A 15,758-nucleotide genomic window follows, 5' to 3' on the forward strand; every position below is an offset into this window, starting at 1 on the left:
GATCGGGTCTGCCTTCCGGTGTGCCGAGGCGGGTTCACCAGCGGGTCGCGCCCAGGTCTCTGGAGATCGCCCGTGCGGCCTCGCGGAGCAGGGTGATCAGGCTCGGCCTGGGGCGGCCCTGGCTGTCACAGATCCTCTCGACGGGTCCGGACAGCCCGATGGCACCCACCACGAGACCGCCGTGGCCCCGGATCGGCGCGGCCACGCCGGCTTCGCCCATGCTCATCTCCTGGACCTCCGCGGCCCAGCCGAGCTCGCGGACCTCGCCGAGCGCGCGTGTCAGCTGCTCCGCGGTGACCAGGGTGTGCCGGGTGTACGCCTCGAGTCCGGACTCCAGCACCGGCTCCAGGGCGGCGGTGCCGTAGGTCAGCAGCACCTTGCCGAGCGAGGAGGCGTGCAGGGGCAACAGCGAACCCACATCGAGGGTCTGAAGGGTGTCGTCCGGGCGGAACACGTGGTGGATGACAAGAACCCTGCCCTCCAGTGGCGTGCCGAGGCGGACCGCTTCACCACTGCGGGCGGCCAGGGCGTCGGCCCAGTTGATCGAACGGGACCGCAGATCGTTGACATCGAGATAGCTGGTGCCGAGATGCAGCAGAGCGGCCCCGAGCTGGTACTTTCCGGTCGCCTCGTCCTGCTCGACGAAATCCACGTGCTGAAGGGTGCGCAGGATGCCGTGGGCGGTGCCCTTCGCCAACCCGAGTGAGGAAGCAACCTCCCCCAGACCGAGTCGGCGGGGCCCGCCGGCGAGCAGACGCAAGATCGCCGCCGCCCGTTCGATCGACTGGACTGGGCCGGCCATGAATCGAGCCTAGTCCCGCTCTGGGCTGTCCGCTTTTCGTGCAGGTCGCCGGTCCGGTACGCGCCGAACGGGCCCCGTTCGGTAATGCCGACCCGCGTTCATTGACCTGCTTTGTCCGGCTCTCTACCTTGCTTTCAGGCCCGGCTACGCGCACGCCGGGACCTGGCGTCCGGCCGGCCGCGCCCGCGGGAGGAGAGCAGATGGCACTACAGCTCAACACGATGCTTCCGGAAACTCTGGAACACGTATGTCCGCTGCCGCCCGCCCCCGGGGCCGTTCCCACCCTGCGCCGACAGGTGGGCAGGGTGCTCGCCGAATGGAACATACACCCGGCGGTCACCGCCGACTGCCTCCTCGTGGTGTCGGAACTGCTCACCAACGCGATCATGCACGCACTGCCTCCGGCGGAGCTGCGTGTGTCCTGGAGCCGGGGCTGCGGTCTCGGCACCCTGCACATCGAGGTCAGCGACGCGGGACCGGTGCGCCCGCCGGGACAGCGCCGGGCGGGAACCGACCCGGACGAGCACGGACGCGGCGAGGGGATCGTGCACGCGCTGGCGGCCCGGCACGGCATTCGCGTCCATCAGGGCCGGATCACCCGCTGGGCCGAACTCGTCGCCGTGTGACGAACACGGCCCCCCTGACGGCCACCGCTCCCACGCCCGGTGACGGGTCAGAACACCCTCGCCTCCGCGACCGCCGTTCGAGACGGACCCGATCCCGGCCCGCCCGAGACCGACTCCCCCGGCCCAAAGACCTCCGGATCGTCGGCCATCGGCTCGGACAGGGCCGGCTTGCGGAGCAGCAGGAGCGCCGCGTCGTCGTGCAGCCTGCCGCCCACGTGGTCCAGCAGCTCGTCGTGGAGCGCGTTCAGCGTGCGCGCCGGCTCGTCGGACAGGTGGCGGGCCAGCCCCTCGGCGAGCGGATAGAACTCCCGGCTCTGGTTGCGCGCCTCGGTGACGCCGTCGGTGTAGAGCAACAGCTGGTCTCCGTCGGCGAAGGGCATCACCTGGAGGCTGGGGTCCTCTCCGGAGAACGCGCGCAGCCCGAGGGGCGGTGCCGGGTTCGTGGGCTCCACCGCCACGACATCCCCGGATTCGCGTGCCAGCAGCGGGGGCGCGTGTCCGCAGTTGACCAGCTCGAGATGACCCGACCGCGGATATCCGGCGACGACGGCGGTGACGAAGTCGTCGTGGCCGAGGTTGCGTGCCAGGCTCCGCTCGATCCTGCTGACGACGGCGAGGAGGTCGGGCTCGTCGTAGGCGGCCTCACGGAAGACACCGAGCACCAAGGCGGCGGTCGACACGGCCGGCAGACCCTTGCCGCGCACGTCGCCGACGATCAGCCGGATCCCGTACGGGGTCGGCACCAGGGCGTAGAGGTCCCCGCCGATACGGGCCTCCGCGGCCGCCGCGCTGTAGCGGACCGCCACCCGGAAGGGGCCGACGGTCTCCGGCACGGGCTTGAGCAGCGCCTGCTGCGCGGCCTCCGCGACCGAGCGGACGGCGGCGAGCACCCTTTCACGGCGCCCGCGCAGGGCGCTCGTGAGGCCGTTCGCCACGGTGACGGCGCCGACCGCGGACAGGACGACCGCCAGCTCACGCCCCGGAACGCCGTCCCGGACGCCCAGCGTGACACCCACCAGCGCGGCGACCAGACCGACACACAGGACGCCGCGGGGCCCGTTCGTCGTCGCCGCCAGCGCGGGCCCCGCCGCGAGCAGCGGCAGCCAGATCACGCCTCCCCCGCCGAGCAGGTCGACGAGCGCGACGACGCAGAGGAGCGTCAGGGGCAGAACCGGCGTACCGGCAGCCACCTGCAGGACGGCGCTCCTGCGGGACGTGGCTCGCCGCCAAGGTCCCGGGTCGCTGTTCGGCCGCACCGGTCCGTGGCCACCTCCATGGTCTCGGGAATGTCTCATGCTTCCGTCCGCAGTCCTCTTTCGTAAGCGGGAACACTCCCGACATGTCCGTTTTATCTAGGTAATACGTTCGAGTCGGGTGTCACAAGGACGCGGATTTCAGATAGTGAGCGACAGGCTCCTGGTGACGCGGTCGGCGGTCGGGATCAGCCGCTCCCGGGCCTCGGCGAGCCGGGAGAGCCGGTCCGCCGGGAGCGACACACCGAGCGAGCCGAGCATCTCGCCGCAGTAGACGGGCACCGCGACACAGACCGTGCCGAGGGAGTACTCCTCCAGGTCCGTGACGGCGGGGGCCACCGGCGAGGAGTCGATCTGCCGGAGCAGTTCCGGGGAGCTGGTGATGGTCCGCGGCGTGAGGTCGGCGAGGTGGTGCCGGGAGAGGTAGTCGTTGCGGGACTCCTCGTCCAGTTCGCGCAGGACGGACTTGCCCAGCGCTGTGGCGTGTCCCGCGTCCTCGAACCCCACCCAGAGGTCGACACGCGGCGCGCGGGGGCCGTCGACGATCTCGGCGACCCGGATCTCGCCCTCCTCGTAGAAGGTGAGGTAGGTGGCTGCCGCGAGCCCGTCCCGCAGCGCGGCGAGCGTGGGGCGGACACGGCTGAGGAGCGCCTGTTCGCGACCCCGGGTGTTCAGCGCCTGCACCTTGTCACCGAGGACGAACCCTCCGTCGGCGAGCTTGCGCACGTATCCGTCGTGGGTCAGCGTGCGGAGCAGATGGTAGGCGGTGGCCAGGGGCAGACCCGTCTCGCGCGCCAGCTGCTTCGCGGGCGCGCCGTTCTCGTGCGCCCCCACCGCTTCCAGCAGGCGGAAGGCCCGCTGCACCGAGGCGATGAGCGTGGGGCCGTCCTGAGCACCCATGACACCAGCGTGCGCCGGGTCCCCGCCGCAGGCAAACGTGTGCACGGCCCGCGCGGTGCCGCGGCACCGCGCGGCGGCGACCCCGAGCAGGGCCTGCGGCCCCTTCCGCTTCGCCCACCGCCGACGGGAGTAGATCTCCTCAGGGGTAGGATTTTCAGGGGTGAGGGACAAGTGCGCGCCACGTCAGCCGCGGTCCTGCGGGTCGGGTGAGGGGACGGGATGGCGGAGCGCAGGGCGACGGCGGATCGGGACGCGGTCGCGATGGTCATCGAGGACTGGGCACGCGAGCGTCCCGAGCTGGACACCGCCCCCCTGGAGGTCCTGGCCCGGCTGCACCGCTCGTTCCTGCGCTACAGCACACGCCTGACCACGTCCATCGAGCGGCACGGACTGTCCGTGGCCGGTTTCGACGTGCTGACCGCGCTGCGCCGGTCGGGAGCGCCGTACCGGCTGACCGCGGGCCAGCTCGCCGACACCGGTCTGGTGTCGTCCGCGGGGGTCACGCTGCGGATCGACCGGCTGGAGAAGGACGGGCTGATCGTGCGCGAGCGGGACGCCGAGGACCGGCGCGTCGTGTACTCGCGGCTCACCGACCAGGGGCTCGCCAAGGTATCGACAACGAACGCAGCATGCTCGGCGAGATGTCCCCGGCCGAGTGCCGCCAGCTCGCCCGCCTGCTGCGCAAGCTGGAGCACTCGATCATCGCCTCGGACGGAGAGCTCCCCGGCTGAGGCGGGCCGGCGGGCTCAGCCGGCCGAGGCGGCGGCCGCGGCCTGCTGCTCCGCCTGTGCCCGCTACAGGCGCCTGAGCCGTACCACGCCCAGGTCGTGCTGATAGAGGTTCTCGCGCTGGTCGGCGTCCGCGGGCATGGCCTCCATGCATGACGCGGTCCTGCTCCAGGACCTCCCAATGACGCTCCTCGATGAGCGTCTTGTAGAGGAAGCGCCAGGTGTCGCGCTGCCAGTCCTGGACACGGCGGTAGCGCCAGAAGAAGACCCCGGTGCGTTCGGCGTCCACCGGACACGCCATGCCGACGATGCCGAAGGCGCCGCCGGGTCCGGCGGAGGGCGGGTACGGGATGGAGAGGTCCACCCAGTCGATCCCGGTGCGGCACAGTTCGACCCAGTCGAAGTTGACACCCCGCTGGTCGGTCTTCTCGAAGAAGTAGCCCCGGCCGGTCTCACAGTCGTACATGGTGTGGGACTCGTGGTGCAGAAACGCTCCGTGCATGGGGTCGAGAAGGTTCTCCATGGCGTACCGCCAGGGGACGTCCCACTCTGCGTAGCACAGGATCGGTTCGACGTCCGGGTCGTCGAGCGGCTCGGGCAGGGTCAGTTCGACCGGCTCCGGGTGCTGTTCGTCCCCGAGGTAGGCGAGGATCGCGCCGGCGGCCTCGCGGACCGGCAGCGAGGCGACGAGCTTCTTGCCTTCGAGGTTGCAGCCGGGCAGCCCGGGCACGGACGAGACGGTGCCGTCGCTCTCGACCTCGACGCCGTGGTACCAGCAGGCGACGCGGTCGCCGAGGTGTCTGCCCAGGGACAGCGGGGCGCCCCGGTGGGGACAGCGGTCCGCGAGCATCGACAGGACGCCGTCGGAGCGGCGGAACAGCAGCCACTGTTCGCCGAGGGCGGTCACCCTGCGCATCGCGCCGGGCGCGACGAAGTGCGAGGGGACGACGGCGTGCCACTGGTTGCGCAGGCCCGTGGCGTAGATGTGGTCGGCGGTGGCGGTGGTGGACAGCGTCATGGTCAGGCTCCGAGGCGGTGCATCTCGGCGCGGAAGGACTCCTCGGTCCACGGGTCGCCGTCGGGTGCGTGCACCTGACGGGCGTTCAGTCCGGCGATCACGTCGGCGAGTTCGTGGCCGTCCTTGGTGAAGACCTCTTCTAGGGTGGCGGCCAGCCTGTAACCGCGCCGGGCGCCTCGTCCGGGAGAAGGCCGTCGAAGCCGCCGCCCGGCGACATTGACCAGTGCCCGGCTCGCGATGGTGCCGACGCCGAAGGGCGTCACTGGCTGGGCGGGCGCCGCTGCCGGGCACGCCCGAACCCACCGAGCCCGCAGGCGCCGGCCAGCCTCTCGAAGTCGGGGGCCGGCATCAGCGTCGACAGCTCCTGCCGCGACGGCGTCTGCGGCTCCTGCGAGACGCGGGTGCTCGACGGCACGCCCGACCACCGTGACTTCCTGCTCAGCGAAGCCGAGCAGCAGGACGTCGGCGTCGGCGAGCAGCGCGCGAGCGGCCAGTGTGGTTCCGGGTAGACGCGGCCCAGCGCGGCGGCGTCGACGTCAGCCGGTCCATCGCCCGTTCCATGGCGAACACCGCCTCAGGGCGACCGGCACCGGTGCGGGCAACGCCGCCGGACGCCGGGCCGACCGCCGAGGCTCCGGCTGCCGAGGAGCTCTTCGGACCGCGCGCCATCGCACCGCAGGCCGTGCTCGCCAATGCCGTGGAGGACGCGCTGCGCCCCCTCGGCGTGGTCGTCCGTCGCGGCCCCCTCTCCCCGAGCCGGGTCCGCGACCTGATCCGCACCGCTCCACGACCCGACGGCCAGGGCTGAGGGCTCCGCCGGCGCTCACCCACGGACTGCCCTGCCGACACCCACCCACCGACGGCCCCTCCCGCCGGCCGCGCTCGCCGGCGGACACATCCGCCCCCACGCACCCACAGCCGATTGGACCCGCCATGCGACTCGATCACTCCTTCACCGTCCCCGCCACGCCCGACGAGGCATGGAAGCTCTTCCAGGACCTGCGCCGCGTCGCTCCCTGCATGCCGGGCGCGACACTCGACACCCTCGACGGCGACGCGTTCACCGGCCGGGTGAAGGTCAAGGTCGGCGCAGTGCAGATGAGTTACCGGGGCGAGGGCACCGTCACCCGCGACGAGGCGGGCCGTTCGATGATCCTGGACCTCTCCGGCAGCGAGATGCGCGGCGCCGGCACGGCGGCCGCCCGCGTCGTCGCCGGACTCGCCGCCGATCCGGCCGGGACCTTGGTCCGGGTCCGCACGGAGCTCGACATCACCGGCAGGCCCGCGCAGTTCGGCCGGGGCATCATGGCGGAGGTCGGCGACCGTATCGTCCAGCAGTTCGCCGCCCGGCTGGAGGAGCTGCTGCGCGCCCCGGACCGTTCGACCACGACCGGCGGGACCTCCACGACGCCGCTCCGAGCGGCTGCCGAGAGCGACGCGGTGGACCTGGGCGCGGCTGTCCTGCCGGTGCTGCTGCGGAAGGCTGCCGTCCCCGCGGCGGCCGTGGTCGTCGCCGTGGTTCTCGTCGGCGCCCTGAGGCGCCGGTCGCGGTGACGGGCCGGCGCACGCGGGCCGACAGCGGGGCGCCGGGGCCGGGTTCGGTGCGAGCAGCGCCGGACGCGCCCACCCGGCATGCCCTCTGCGGACCGCCGTGGTGGAGCACGCGTCCGGCGCGCTCGCGCTCCCTCCGTGCCGTCGCACCCGTCCGCTCCGCTCACCGCGGCGCGCCGACGGCGCTCCGGTCCCTCAGACCTTCGCGCTCTCGTCGGGGCGTGCCACGCACAGGGCCCAGATGATGAACCCCGAGAAGGCGATCATCACGATCGACCACACCGGGAAGTACGGCAGGGACAGGAAGTTGGAGATGATGATCAGCCCGGCGACGGCCACGCCCAGGACACGTCCCCACATCGCGTCCTGGAAGAGCCCGATGCTGACGATCACGGCGATCGCTCCGAGGATGACATGGATCCAGCCCCATCCGGTCAGGTCGAACTGGAACACGTAGTTGCGCGTGGTGAGGTAGACGTCGTCCTCGGCGATCGCGCTGATGCCCCGGAGAATGTCGAGGATCCCGGCGATCGCCAGCAGGACGGCTCCGAAGACCACGAGCCCCGTGGCCCACTGATGCTTGGCCGTGTGTACGTGTGCGGTGTGTGTGGCGGTCATCCTGCTGCCTCGTTTCGTCTCGTCCGGCCCGCTCAGCGGCCGGAGGCGGAGGTGGAGGAGGGGGAGGTGGGGGTTGCGGATCCCGTACCCGCGGATGCGCGGTGGCCGCTGAGGACCAGTTCCTTGGCGCGGCGGAACTCCTCGTCCGTGATGTCGCCGCGGGCGCGGATCTCGGACAGCTTGGCGAGTTCGTCGGCGCTGCTGGTGCCACCGGCGGCCTCACGGATGTAGGCGTCGAAGGCGCCCTGCTGGGCCTTCGCCGACTCCATCTCCCGACGGCCCATGCTCTTGCCTCGGGCGATCAGATAGACCAGGACGCCCAGGAACGGCACGATGATGACGCCCACCAGCCAGCCGGCCTTGCCCCAGCCGCCCAGGGTGTCGTCGCGGAAGATGTCGCCGATGATCCTGAAGAGCAGGATGAACCACATGATCCACAGGAAGAACCAGAGCATGGTCCAGAAGGCGCTCAGCAGCGGGTAGTCGTACGCGAGATACGTCTGGGCGGTCATGGTCTCTCCTCCGTCCCGGGCGTTCGCCCGGCAGGCGTTCTGTGCCGTTCTCAGCGTGCCGAGGGCAGGACCGGGCGGCCTCACCCCGGGCGGGTGATCTTGTGTTCCACGACGGGTGACAGGGGTGCCCCGGTCCGGGGTCTCAGACCGTCGCGGTCGGGCCGGTGGGGCCGGTCGGGTAGTCGGTGAGCGTCTTGCGCAGCGCCGCCCGCCAGGCGAAGGCGAGGATCAGCTCGGCCACGCCGAGCAGCACCATCCACAGTCCGAGCAGCCGGGTCAGGGCGCGGGCCGACTCGGTCGGCAGGGCCAGTACGACGATGCCCGCGACGATGCCGAGGACCGCGGCGCCGATGACGAACCCGCGGTGCGGCAGGTCCTTGGTGGCGATGGCCGTGTACGCGGTCAGCATGCCGGACACCAGCCAGACGATCCCGACGATCAGCGAGAGCGCGGCGATGGTCTGCATCGGGTTCCGCAGACAGAGCACTCCGGCGAGGACGAACAGCACCGACAGGAGCAGTCCCGGGAGCCGTTCGCCGTGTTCGTGCCGGGAGAAGGCCGAGACGAAGCGGAAGCCTCCGGTGACGAGCAGGTAGAGGCCGAGGAGGACCGCCAGGATGTGCAGGGTCTCCTCGGGCCAGACGAGGATCAGGACGCCCGGCACCAGTGTGGTGATCGCCGAGCCCAGGATCCAGGTCCACGAACTGCCCAGTCCCGCAAGCACTTCCGCCGCGTCCGCGGTCGAGTCGGACGCCGCCCCGTCGGGCATGTGTTCCGGTCCGGTCTGCGGTGCCGGGCCACGCGAAACGGTCATGGCTCCTCCTCGCGCGATCGAACGGGTCTTTCCGGACCGCCGACGGGGCGGTGTGCGGAGACCTCGCCGAGCCAGCGTCCCGTGGGCCACCGGCTTCCGGATCACCCACGGCGGGTGATCTGTGGGCGGCACCGGGAGGAGGCACTGCCCACTCCCGGTGCCCGGGCACGAACCGCCGCCCGGCTTCCGGGTCCGAGGGCACGATCACCGCCCCGCTCCCGGGTGCTCCGGGGCTGGTGTCACCGCCCTGCTGCCGGCCCTCCGGGGCTGGTGTCACCGCCCCCCTCCCGGGCACGGAGGACTCGCCTCGCGGGCAGGTCAGTCCGTCTCCGGCAGGGTCAGTCCGTCTCCGGCAGCGGGCGCATCTCCACGACGCGCAGGCCCAGCGACTGACAGCGGGCCAGGAGCGCGTAAAGATGTGCCTCGTCGACGACGGGGCCGAACAGCACGGTCTGACCGGACATCACCACATGGTCCAGCTCGGGGAAGGCTTTGGTCAGCGTCTCCGACATGTGTCCTTCGACGCGGATCTCGTAGCGCATGAGCTGCTCTCCCGCATGCGGCCTGGGGGCAGGCGGACGGCGCCCTTCCATCGATCCTCCTTCCCGGCGCCCGGTCCGGCCTCACCCGGTGCAGGTGATACGAGGACCGGCTCTTGTGTGCGCCGCACGTCAGTGGGTGAGGTACAGCTTGAGCGAGATGATCACGAGGCCGAGCACCAGATTGACCGAGGCGCTGACGGCGACGAGGTTCCACGAGGCGCCGGCGCGCCGTGCCGCCGTCGCCGACCAGCCGACCTGACCGGCCACTGCGACGGACACGGACAGCCAGATGGCCCCCTGGACGCCCAGCCCCAGCAGCGGGCTGACGGCGACGGCGACGGCCGGTGGCACGGCGGCCTGGACGATCGGCCACTCCTCGCGGCACACCTCCAGGACGACACGGCCGTCGAGGCTGCGCTGCGCCATCCGCGCCCCGAACAGCTGTGCGTGCACGTGGGCGATCCAGAACACGAGACCGGTGAGCAGAAGCAGCACCACCAACTCGACGATGGGGAAGTCTCCGAGAGTGCCGGTTCCGATGACCACGGACGCGGCGAGCATGGATCCGTAGACGGCGCCCGTGTAGTTGGCGTGGGCCCTGCGCTCGGCTCTGCGGGCGCGGCGGGCTGTGGAGGAGTGGTGGGTCCTTGGCATGCAAGTCTCCCGTGGGCATCAGCTCGGGGCGCCGGGCGGAGCGCCGTCGTCGTGCTGCCGCGGACGGGGGGAAGCACCGGCGTCCCGCGCACTGCCGGACCGTCCGGTGGGCAGGTGCGAGGTGACGAGGAAACTGGCCAGCGTGATGCCGCCGGTGGCGAGGATCGCCGCCCGCAGGCCGTCCAGCTGCGCCGCCGCGTACGAGCCCGTGACCGCGTCCACCTGGCCCGGCGGCAGCCCGGCGTCCTCGGCTGCCGTGTGCACCTGAGCGGTGGAGACGAAGTTGACCCCGGCTTCGAGAGCGACGCCGGTCTGCCGGCGGGCCTCGTCGGACAACCGCGGATTCTCCTGAACCTGAGTGGTGAAGGCATGCGCCAGGGCACCGATGAGGATCGAGCCGATGAGCGCGGTGCCGAGCGCCGAGCCGAGGTTCTGGGCGGTGAACTGGAGTCCGCCGACCTCGCTGCGTTCCTCCTCCCCGGCGCTGGACTGGACTACGTTGCCCAGTTGCGACGCAAGCAGGCCCGTCCCCACGCCCAGCACGGCCATGGCCCAGGCGAACTGGGCGTCGTCGATGGCGGGGTCGATGGTCGCCAGCAGCCAGACGATGGCCGCCGCCAGCGTCGTCAGTGCCAGCCGGACCACGAGGCGCGGTCCCGCCACCCGTGCCAGCGGTGAGCCGCACAGGGAGGCCACGAGCATGGTGACGGACACCGGGAGCAGGCGCAGTCCGGTCTCGAAGGCGTCGAAACCCTGCACCACCTGGAGGTAGAGCGGGATGGTGAAGAACAGTCCCAGAAGGATCAGGTTCTGGCTCAGCAGCGTGAGCAGACCGGCGCGCAGCACGGGGCGGCGCAGGAGCGCGAGGTGCATGAGCGGGTCGGCGCCGAGGGCGTCCCTGCGCCGCTCCCAGCGGACGAAGAGCGCCAGGACCGCCACCCCTGCCCCGACGACGAACAGCGTCGGGGCGAATCCGAGGACGGTGAATGGCGGGTTGCGCGGCTGCACCCAGCCCCAGGAGCTGCTCTGCAGCACCCCCAGGACGCCGAGCGCCAGCCCGGTCGCCGACAGGGCGGCACCGACGCCGTCCAGCCGGGGCCGTCGGCCGCTCGGGGCGGGCTCGGTGATGACCCGGTAGCTGCACAGGACGGCCGCGACGACCACGACCTCACCGGCGAAGACGAGGCGCCAGGTGAGGTACGTCGTCACCCAGCCGCCGAGGAGCGGGCCGATCGCGATGCCCGCCCCGGCGAGCCCTCCGATGACGCCGTACGCGACGGCGCGGTCGGCGCCGCGGTAGGAGGCCGCGACGAGGGCCGCCATGGCGGGCAGCACCAGTGCGGCGCCGAGGCCCTCGATGATCGACCAGCCGAGCACGAGGACCCACAGGGTGGGCGCCAGGGCGGTCAGGGCCGAACCCGTCCCGTAGACGACCATGCCGATGACGAACACGCGGCGGCGGCCCAGGATGTCGCCGAACCTGCCGCCGATGATCATGAAGGCGGCCATGACCAGCGCGTAGAGGGTGATCACCGCCTGGATGGCGGTGACCTCGGTGTCGAAGTCCTCGACCAGCCGACTGATGGAAACGTTCATGACGGAGGTGTCCAGGACCATGAGGAACTGGGCCGTCCCCAGCACGATCAGCGCCCGCCAGCGTCTCACTGTGTCCACCTCACCGACTCGGCCCGGGGCTCCGCCGAGCGGGCCGGGCGGCGGCCGGTGCGTACCGTGCCGCGCTCCCATCGCACCGGAAGAACGCGCCCTCCGCCTCACCCGCCGCGGGCGACGGTGCGCCCCCGGCTCGCCGTCGCCCACCTGCGACGGGGCCGTGTGGGCGGGTCGGACCGCCGCCCCTTTTTCCCCGCGCCACCGTCGCGAGGGCGAACGCGACCGGCCTCCCCGACCGGCGCCACCACCACGAGGGCGAACGCGACCGGCCTCCCCGACCGGCGCCACCACGGCGAGACCGGGTCCGGCCTCCGGCGGCCGACGACCGACGACCGACGACCGACGACCGACGACACCCAACGCGAGAGGGCACCCGACCGTCCTCCCTCACCGGCAGCACCGCGCCGAGGGACCGATCCGGCATCCGCAGCCTCCGGCGTGCACCACCGCGAGATCGGGCCCGGCCCCGGCGGCAGGTCCGCGGCGGCGGACCCCGGTTCACAGCAGCCGCAGTTCGCGGGCCCGGCGCACGGCCTCGCCGCGCCGGTTGACCGCCAGCTTGCGGTAGACGCTCTTGAGGTGGGTCTTCACGGTGTTGACGGACACGAACAGGTCGGCGGCGATCTCCTCCGTCGACATCATCTGTGCCAGCCGCCGGAGGACATCGAGCTCACGGGCGCTCAGTTCCTCCACGACCACCGGGGCGGGCGCCGGTTCGGGTCTCGGCGGCTCGCCGGGGCGCGACACCGCGGCCGTGAGCCAGCCCGCCGACAGTTCCTGGAGCGGAGCGGACTCCATCAGGCGCCGTAGCCAGGGCCCGGCTTCGAGGAAGGGGCGCCGCAACCGTTCGCGGCGGGCCTTGAACAGGGCCTGGGCCACCAGCCTGCGGGCGGTGTCGACGTCTCCGGCCGCCTGCGCGGCCTGTGCGCGCACCAGTGTGGCGCGGACGGTCACCGCAGGACCGGTGCGGCCCTCCGTGTGCAGGCCGTCGAGCATGTCGAGCGCCGCGCCCGGGTCACCCACGGCGAGCTGGACCCGCGCCGCCTCCACGGCGCACGCGGGCTGGTCGTCGGGCGCCTGCCGCAGCACCTGGGCCGCGGTCTCGGGTCTGCCCTCGGCCAGGTGCGCGGCGGAGGCGACGAGCGCAGCCTGGCCCACGGCCCACGGGGACAGCACGTCGGCGGCGACGGCCGGTCCCGCCGCTTCCAGGGCCGCCCGCGGATTGCCGCGGGCCAGCAGCAGGCGCGCCATGACCATGGCCCGGCCCGCCGCCATCACGGGGTCCTCCCGCCGAGGACGGGAGTCGGCCGCCTCGTCGAGAAGAGCCTGGGCCTGCGCGAGTTCGTTGCGGTCGACGGCCACGGCGGCCAGGACCAGCCGGCCCATGCCGGACACCGACGGCCGGGACAGCCCGAACCGCTCGGTGTCCGTCGCGGCCTCCAGTGCCTTGCGTTCCGCCCTGCCGATCCAGCCGTCCAGGTAGTCGATCAGTGCCAGGTGGCACAGGGACTCCTCCCTGGGGAGGGCCGTGGACGCCCCACCGGTGCTCCCGGCCACCGTGGTCAGGGCGGCGCGCGCGTCCTCGAAGCGGCCGGCCCACAGCCGTGTGGCGCCCAGGTGGGTGAGGAGCAGGGCGGCGAGTTCGGGGTGCTTCTCCACCAGGTGGGCGGGGACTTCGTGCCGCCACTCCTCCGCGGTCTCCGCTGCCTTCTCCGCACGTACCGGCGAGCCGGTCAGCCGGGCGACGAGGGCCTCGAGCAGGGCGCGGCTCAGCTGGGCCGCCGCCGGATCGGGCATGTCGGCGGCGAGGGCCTCCTCGGCGTGGTGCAGGTGGACCAGACCGCGGTCGAGGTCGAACCGGGACAGGTCACGGGCCGCCCGTACGAGGTCGGTGGCGGCGCTGGTGGCCTCCGGTCCCATCCGTGAGAACAGTTCGTCCAGGCCGTCGGAGCTCAGGCCGGTGAACAGCTGTCCGATCGCCAGGTCGTCGACGAGGGCCCGCGCGGTGAACTCCCAGTCGCCCGCGGCGGCGCCGTGCGCGAGGGTCTCCTGGAGGGACCCGGAGTGGCGCAGCCACTGTGCGGCGCTCCGGTGCAGTTCTGGTTCGAGTCCGGGCGAGCGCACCCGCAGGTGGGCGCGGAGGATCTCCCCGAACAGGGGGTGGAGCCGGTACCAGGAGTGCCCGAGATCCTCGACGAAGGCGTTCTCGCGGTGCAGTTCGGCCAGGATGGGTTCGGCGTCGGTCCGCCCGGTCAGCGCGTTCGCCAGGTCGGGGCAGAAGCGTTTGAGGACGCTGACGCGCAGCAGGAGGTCCTGGGTCTCCTCCGTCTGCCGCTTGAGCACCTCGGCCAGCAGGTAGTCGGCGACCGTGCTGCGCCCGGCCTCGAACTCCTTCAGGTAGACCACCGGATCGGGGCTCTCCTGGGCGGCCAGGGCACACAGGCGCAGCCCGGCGGCCCAGCCCCGGGTGCGGTCCACGAGGGAGGCCGCCGCGTCCACGGGCAGGCTCAGGCCGTGCACCTCCAGGAGTTCGGTCGCCTCTTCAGGGGTGAAGGCGAGTTCCGCGTCACGGATCTCGGTCAGGTCGCCGGCCGCCCGGTAGCGGTGCAGTGGCAGCAGCGGTTCGGTGCGGGTGACGATCAGCAGGCGCATGCCGGGCCCGGCATGGTGCAGGACGAATTCCAGCTGCTCCGCGATCTCCGGGTCGGTGACGCGGTCGTACTCGTCGAGCACGACGATCGCGGGCCGGTCGCGGCCGCTGAGACCGGCGGCGAGCCGAGCCAGCAGGGTGTGGTCCACGCGGCTCGCGTCGGCGGGGAAGCCGACCTCCGCGGACACCGGAACGCCCGAGACCCGGAGGGCCTGGAGCAGGTAGGCCCAGAACACGCCGCGCCGCTGGTCCGCGGAGTCGTTGGTGAGCCAGGCGACGGGCTGGCCGAGGCCTGCGGCCCAGTCGGCCACCAGCAGGGTCTTGCCCGAGCCCGCGGATCCGTTGACCATCGTCAGGGGGGTCAGCAGTGCCTGGTCGAGGTGGCTCACGAGGCGCTGCCGCCGCAGGAACGTGTCGGGTCTCGCCGGGAGGGCGAACCGTGTCCGGAGGAACGGATCACCCAGGGGATCGACACACGGAATGCCGGACCCCGCCCCCTCCTCGTCGATCGCAGCCATGGCGCTCACCACCATCGTCCGTCAGGGCATGGGCAGCGCTACCCCCCTCAGGATCCCAGCTTTCCGCCGCACCCGCGCGCCGCGCAGTCGGCCGGGCACCCACGGCGGCGAGCCGGCGCCGGACGCCGACGGGTGCGGCAGCGGGCGCGCCGGGGCCCCGGCGCGCCCGTGGCCGGGCACCCCGACGCGCGCGCTGGTCCTCGTCCGCGTGGTAGGGAACGCTGGGAACCATGACCACCATCGCCATCATCGGAGCCGGCCCCGGTCTCGGGCTCGCCGTCGCGCGGCGGTTCGGCCGTGAGGGGTACGACGTCGCCCTCGTCGCACGCGACCAGGGCCGCCTCGACGCGCTGGCCGACCGACTCGCGGCCGACGGTGTGCGTGCCCGCGGCTTCGCCGCCGACGTACGTGATCCGAAGGCGCTGGCCGCCGCCCTGGACGCGGCGACCGCGATGCTGGGACCCATCGAGATCCTCCAGTACAGCCCGGTTCCGCACCGCGACTTCATGCGGGCGGTGCTGGACACCGGACCCGAGGACCTCGTCGGGCCGATCGAGTTCTCGCTGTACGGACCGGTCGCCGCCGTCCGGCAGGTGCTTCCCGGCATGCGCGCGCTCGGGAGTGGGACCGTCCTGTTCGTCAACGGCGGCTCCGCCGTGGTCCCGCACGCCGAGCGCGCAGGCACGTCGATCGCGTTCGCCGCCGAGGGCGCGTACGCGCGGCTGCTGCACGACACGCTGGCGCCCGAGGGCATCCACGTGGCGCAGCTGATCATCCCGGGCGCGATCGTCCCGGGGCACCACCGCAAGGACCCGACCGTGCTCGCGGGCACCCTGTGGCGCCTCCATCATGAGCGGCACGGTTTCCGGCACTTCGCCGACGACCTGGATTCCTGATGCCG

At 72.5% G+C, this 15,758-nt stretch carries 16 protein-coding genes and 3 pseudogenes; 6 read left to right on the forward strand and 13 right to left on the reverse strand.

Features of this window, described 5'->3' with window-relative positions; translation table 11 throughout:
• Window positions 1–34 precede the first annotated feature (34 nt).
• A complete protein-coding gene (locus tag H305_RS0110465) occupies window positions 35–802 on the reverse strand; it encodes an IclR family transcriptional regulator (protein ID WP_028800333.1) in 768 nt (255 codons plus the stop codon).
• Window positions 803–1,002: 200 nt separating this feature from the next.
• Here H305_RS0110465 and H305_RS0110470 point away from each other — a divergent pair, with 200 nt between their 5' ends.
• Window positions 1,003–1,428 (forward strand): ATP-binding protein, encoded by a 426-nt coding sequence (locus tag H305_RS0110470; protein WP_028800334.1) that lies wholly within the window; start codon window positions 1,003–1,005, stop codon window positions 1,426–1,428.
• A 47-nt stretch (window positions 1,429–1,475) separates the two neighbouring features.
• On the opposite strand, the gene H305_RS45375 is transcribed toward H305_RS0110470, so the two are convergent.
• Both H305_RS45375 and H305_RS0110480 read right to left on the reverse strand, forming a co-directional pair.
• Window positions 1,476–2,723 carry a PP2C family protein-serine/threonine phosphatase gene (locus tag H305_RS45375; RefSeq protein WP_199791379.1) on the reverse strand — a complete coding sequence of 416 codons (1,248 nt, stop codon included), beginning with the start codon at window positions 2,721–2,723 and terminating at the stop codon, window positions 1,476–1,478.
• 99 nt (window positions 2,724–2,822) lie between these two features.
• Window positions 2,823–3,581 (reverse strand): IclR family transcriptional regulator, encoded by a 759-nt coding sequence (locus H305_RS0110480; protein ID WP_028800335.1) that lies wholly within the window; start codon window positions 3,579–3,581, stop codon window positions 2,823–2,825.
• Window positions 3,582–3,800: 219 nt separating this feature from the next.
• On the opposite strand from H305_RS0110480, the pseudogene H305_RS0110485 reads away from it, so the two are divergent.
• Window positions 3,801–4,312: pseudogene (locus H305_RS0110485) on the forward strand (MarR family winged helix-turn-helix transcriptional regulator).
• Window positions 4,313–4,375: 63 nt separating this feature from the next.
• Here H305_RS0110485 and H305_RS45380 read toward each other — a convergent pair.
• The 3 genes and pseudogenes from H305_RS45380 to H305_RS53335 form a co-directional block, all read right to left on the reverse strand.
• A pseudogene (locus H305_RS45380) lies at window positions 4,376–5,327 on the reverse strand (Rieske 2Fe-2S domain-containing protein).
• 2 nt (window positions 5,328–5,329) lie between these two features.
• Complete coding sequence (locus tag H305_RS45385; RefSeq protein ID WP_037763368.1) at window positions 5,330–5,590, reverse strand: recombinase-like helix-turn-helix domain-containing protein; 261 nt, start codon at window positions 5,588–5,590, stop codon at window positions 5,330–5,332.
• Window positions 5,587–5,742: a hypothetical protein gene (locus H305_RS53335; protein ID WP_158690512.1), complete on the reverse strand. Its 156-nt coding sequence runs from the start codon at window positions 5,740–5,742 to the stop codon at window positions 5,587–5,589. The genes H305_RS45385 and H305_RS53335 overlap by 4 nt, the downstream gene beginning before the upstream one ends.
• Here H305_RS53335 and H305_RS50450 point away from each other — a divergent pair.
• The 3 genes and pseudogenes from H305_RS50450 to H305_RS0110510 all read left to right on the forward strand — a co-directional run.
• A pseudogene (locus H305_RS50450) lies at window positions 5,669–5,836 on the forward strand (2Fe-2S iron-sulfur cluster-binding protein); the annotation flags it as partial. The gene H305_RS53335 and the pseudogene H305_RS50450 sit on opposite strands and share 74 nt — an antisense overlap.
• A 50-nt stretch (window positions 5,837–5,886) precedes the next feature.
• Window positions 5,887–6,135, forward strand: a complete 249-nt coding sequence (locus H305_RS0110505; protein WP_158690513.1) for a hypothetical protein — start codon at window positions 5,887–5,889, stop codon at window positions 6,133–6,135.
• Window positions 6,136–6,260: 125 nt separating this feature from the next.
• Window positions 6,261–6,881 carry an SRPBCC family protein gene (locus H305_RS0110510; RefSeq protein WP_028800338.1) on the forward strand — a complete coding sequence of 207 codons (621 nt, stop codon included), beginning with the start codon at window positions 6,261–6,263 and terminating at the stop codon, window positions 6,879–6,881.
• A 192-nt stretch (window positions 6,882–7,073) separates the two neighbouring features.
• On the opposite strand, the gene H305_RS0110515 is transcribed toward H305_RS0110510, so the two are convergent.
• The 7 genes from H305_RS0110515 to H305_RS0110545 all read right to left on the reverse strand — a co-directional run bounded on the left by H305_RS0110515 (window position 7,074) and on the right by H305_RS0110545 (window position 14,872).
• Window positions 7,074–7,496, reverse strand: a complete 423-nt coding sequence (locus H305_RS0110515; protein ID WP_028800339.1) for a DUF7144 family membrane protein — start codon at window positions 7,494–7,496, stop codon at window positions 7,074–7,076.
• A gap of 32 nt (window positions 7,497–7,528) precedes the next feature.
• Window positions 7,529–8,008: an SHOCT domain-containing protein gene (locus tag H305_RS0110520; RefSeq protein ID WP_028800340.1), complete on the reverse strand. Its 480-nt coding sequence runs from the start codon at window positions 8,006–8,008 to the stop codon at window positions 7,529–7,531.
• Window positions 8,009–8,150: 142 nt separating this feature from the next.
• Window positions 8,151–8,822, reverse strand: a complete 672-nt coding sequence (locus H305_RS0110525) for an HdeD family acid-resistance protein (protein ID WP_028800341.1) — start codon at window positions 8,820–8,822, stop codon at window positions 8,151–8,153.
• Between the two features lie 338 nt (window positions 8,823–9,160).
• The gene (locus H305_RS0110530; RefSeq protein ID WP_028800342.1) at window positions 9,161–9,364 is read right to left on the reverse strand and encodes a hypothetical protein; all 204 of its coding nucleotides are present in this window, start codon (window positions 9,362–9,364) and stop codon (window positions 9,161–9,163) included.
• Window positions 9,365–9,493: 129 nt separating this feature from the next.
• Entirely contained in the window at window positions 9,494–10,018 is a 525-nt protein-coding gene (locus tag H305_RS0110535; protein WP_028800343.1) for a hypothetical protein, read from the reverse strand.
• Between the two features lie 18 nt (window positions 10,019–10,036).
• Window positions 10,037–11,683, reverse strand: a complete 1,647-nt coding sequence (locus H305_RS45390; RefSeq protein WP_051370510.1) for an MFS transporter — start codon at window positions 11,681–11,683, stop codon at window positions 10,037–10,039.
• A gap of 504 nt (window positions 11,684–12,187) precedes the next feature.
• Window positions 12,188–14,872, reverse strand: a complete 2,685-nt coding sequence (locus tag H305_RS0110545; RefSeq protein ID WP_028800344.1) for a LuxR C-terminal-related transcriptional regulator — start codon at window positions 14,870–14,872, stop codon at window positions 12,188–12,190.
• 215 nt (window positions 14,873–15,087) lie between these two features.
• Between H305_RS0110545 and H305_RS0110550 the strand changes: the two genes are divergently transcribed.
• Window positions 15,088–15,753, forward strand: a complete 666-nt coding sequence (locus H305_RS0110550; protein WP_028800345.1) for an SDR family NAD(P)-dependent oxidoreductase — start codon at window positions 15,088–15,090, stop codon at window positions 15,751–15,753.
• Window positions 15,754–15,758: the final 5 nt, after the last annotated feature.

The sequence above is a fragment of the Streptomyces sp. 142MFCol3.1 genome, assembly GCF_000424945.1.
Classification (GTDB): Bacteria; Actinomycetota; Actinomycetes; order Streptomycetales; family Streptomycetaceae; genus Streptomyces; species Streptomyces siamensis.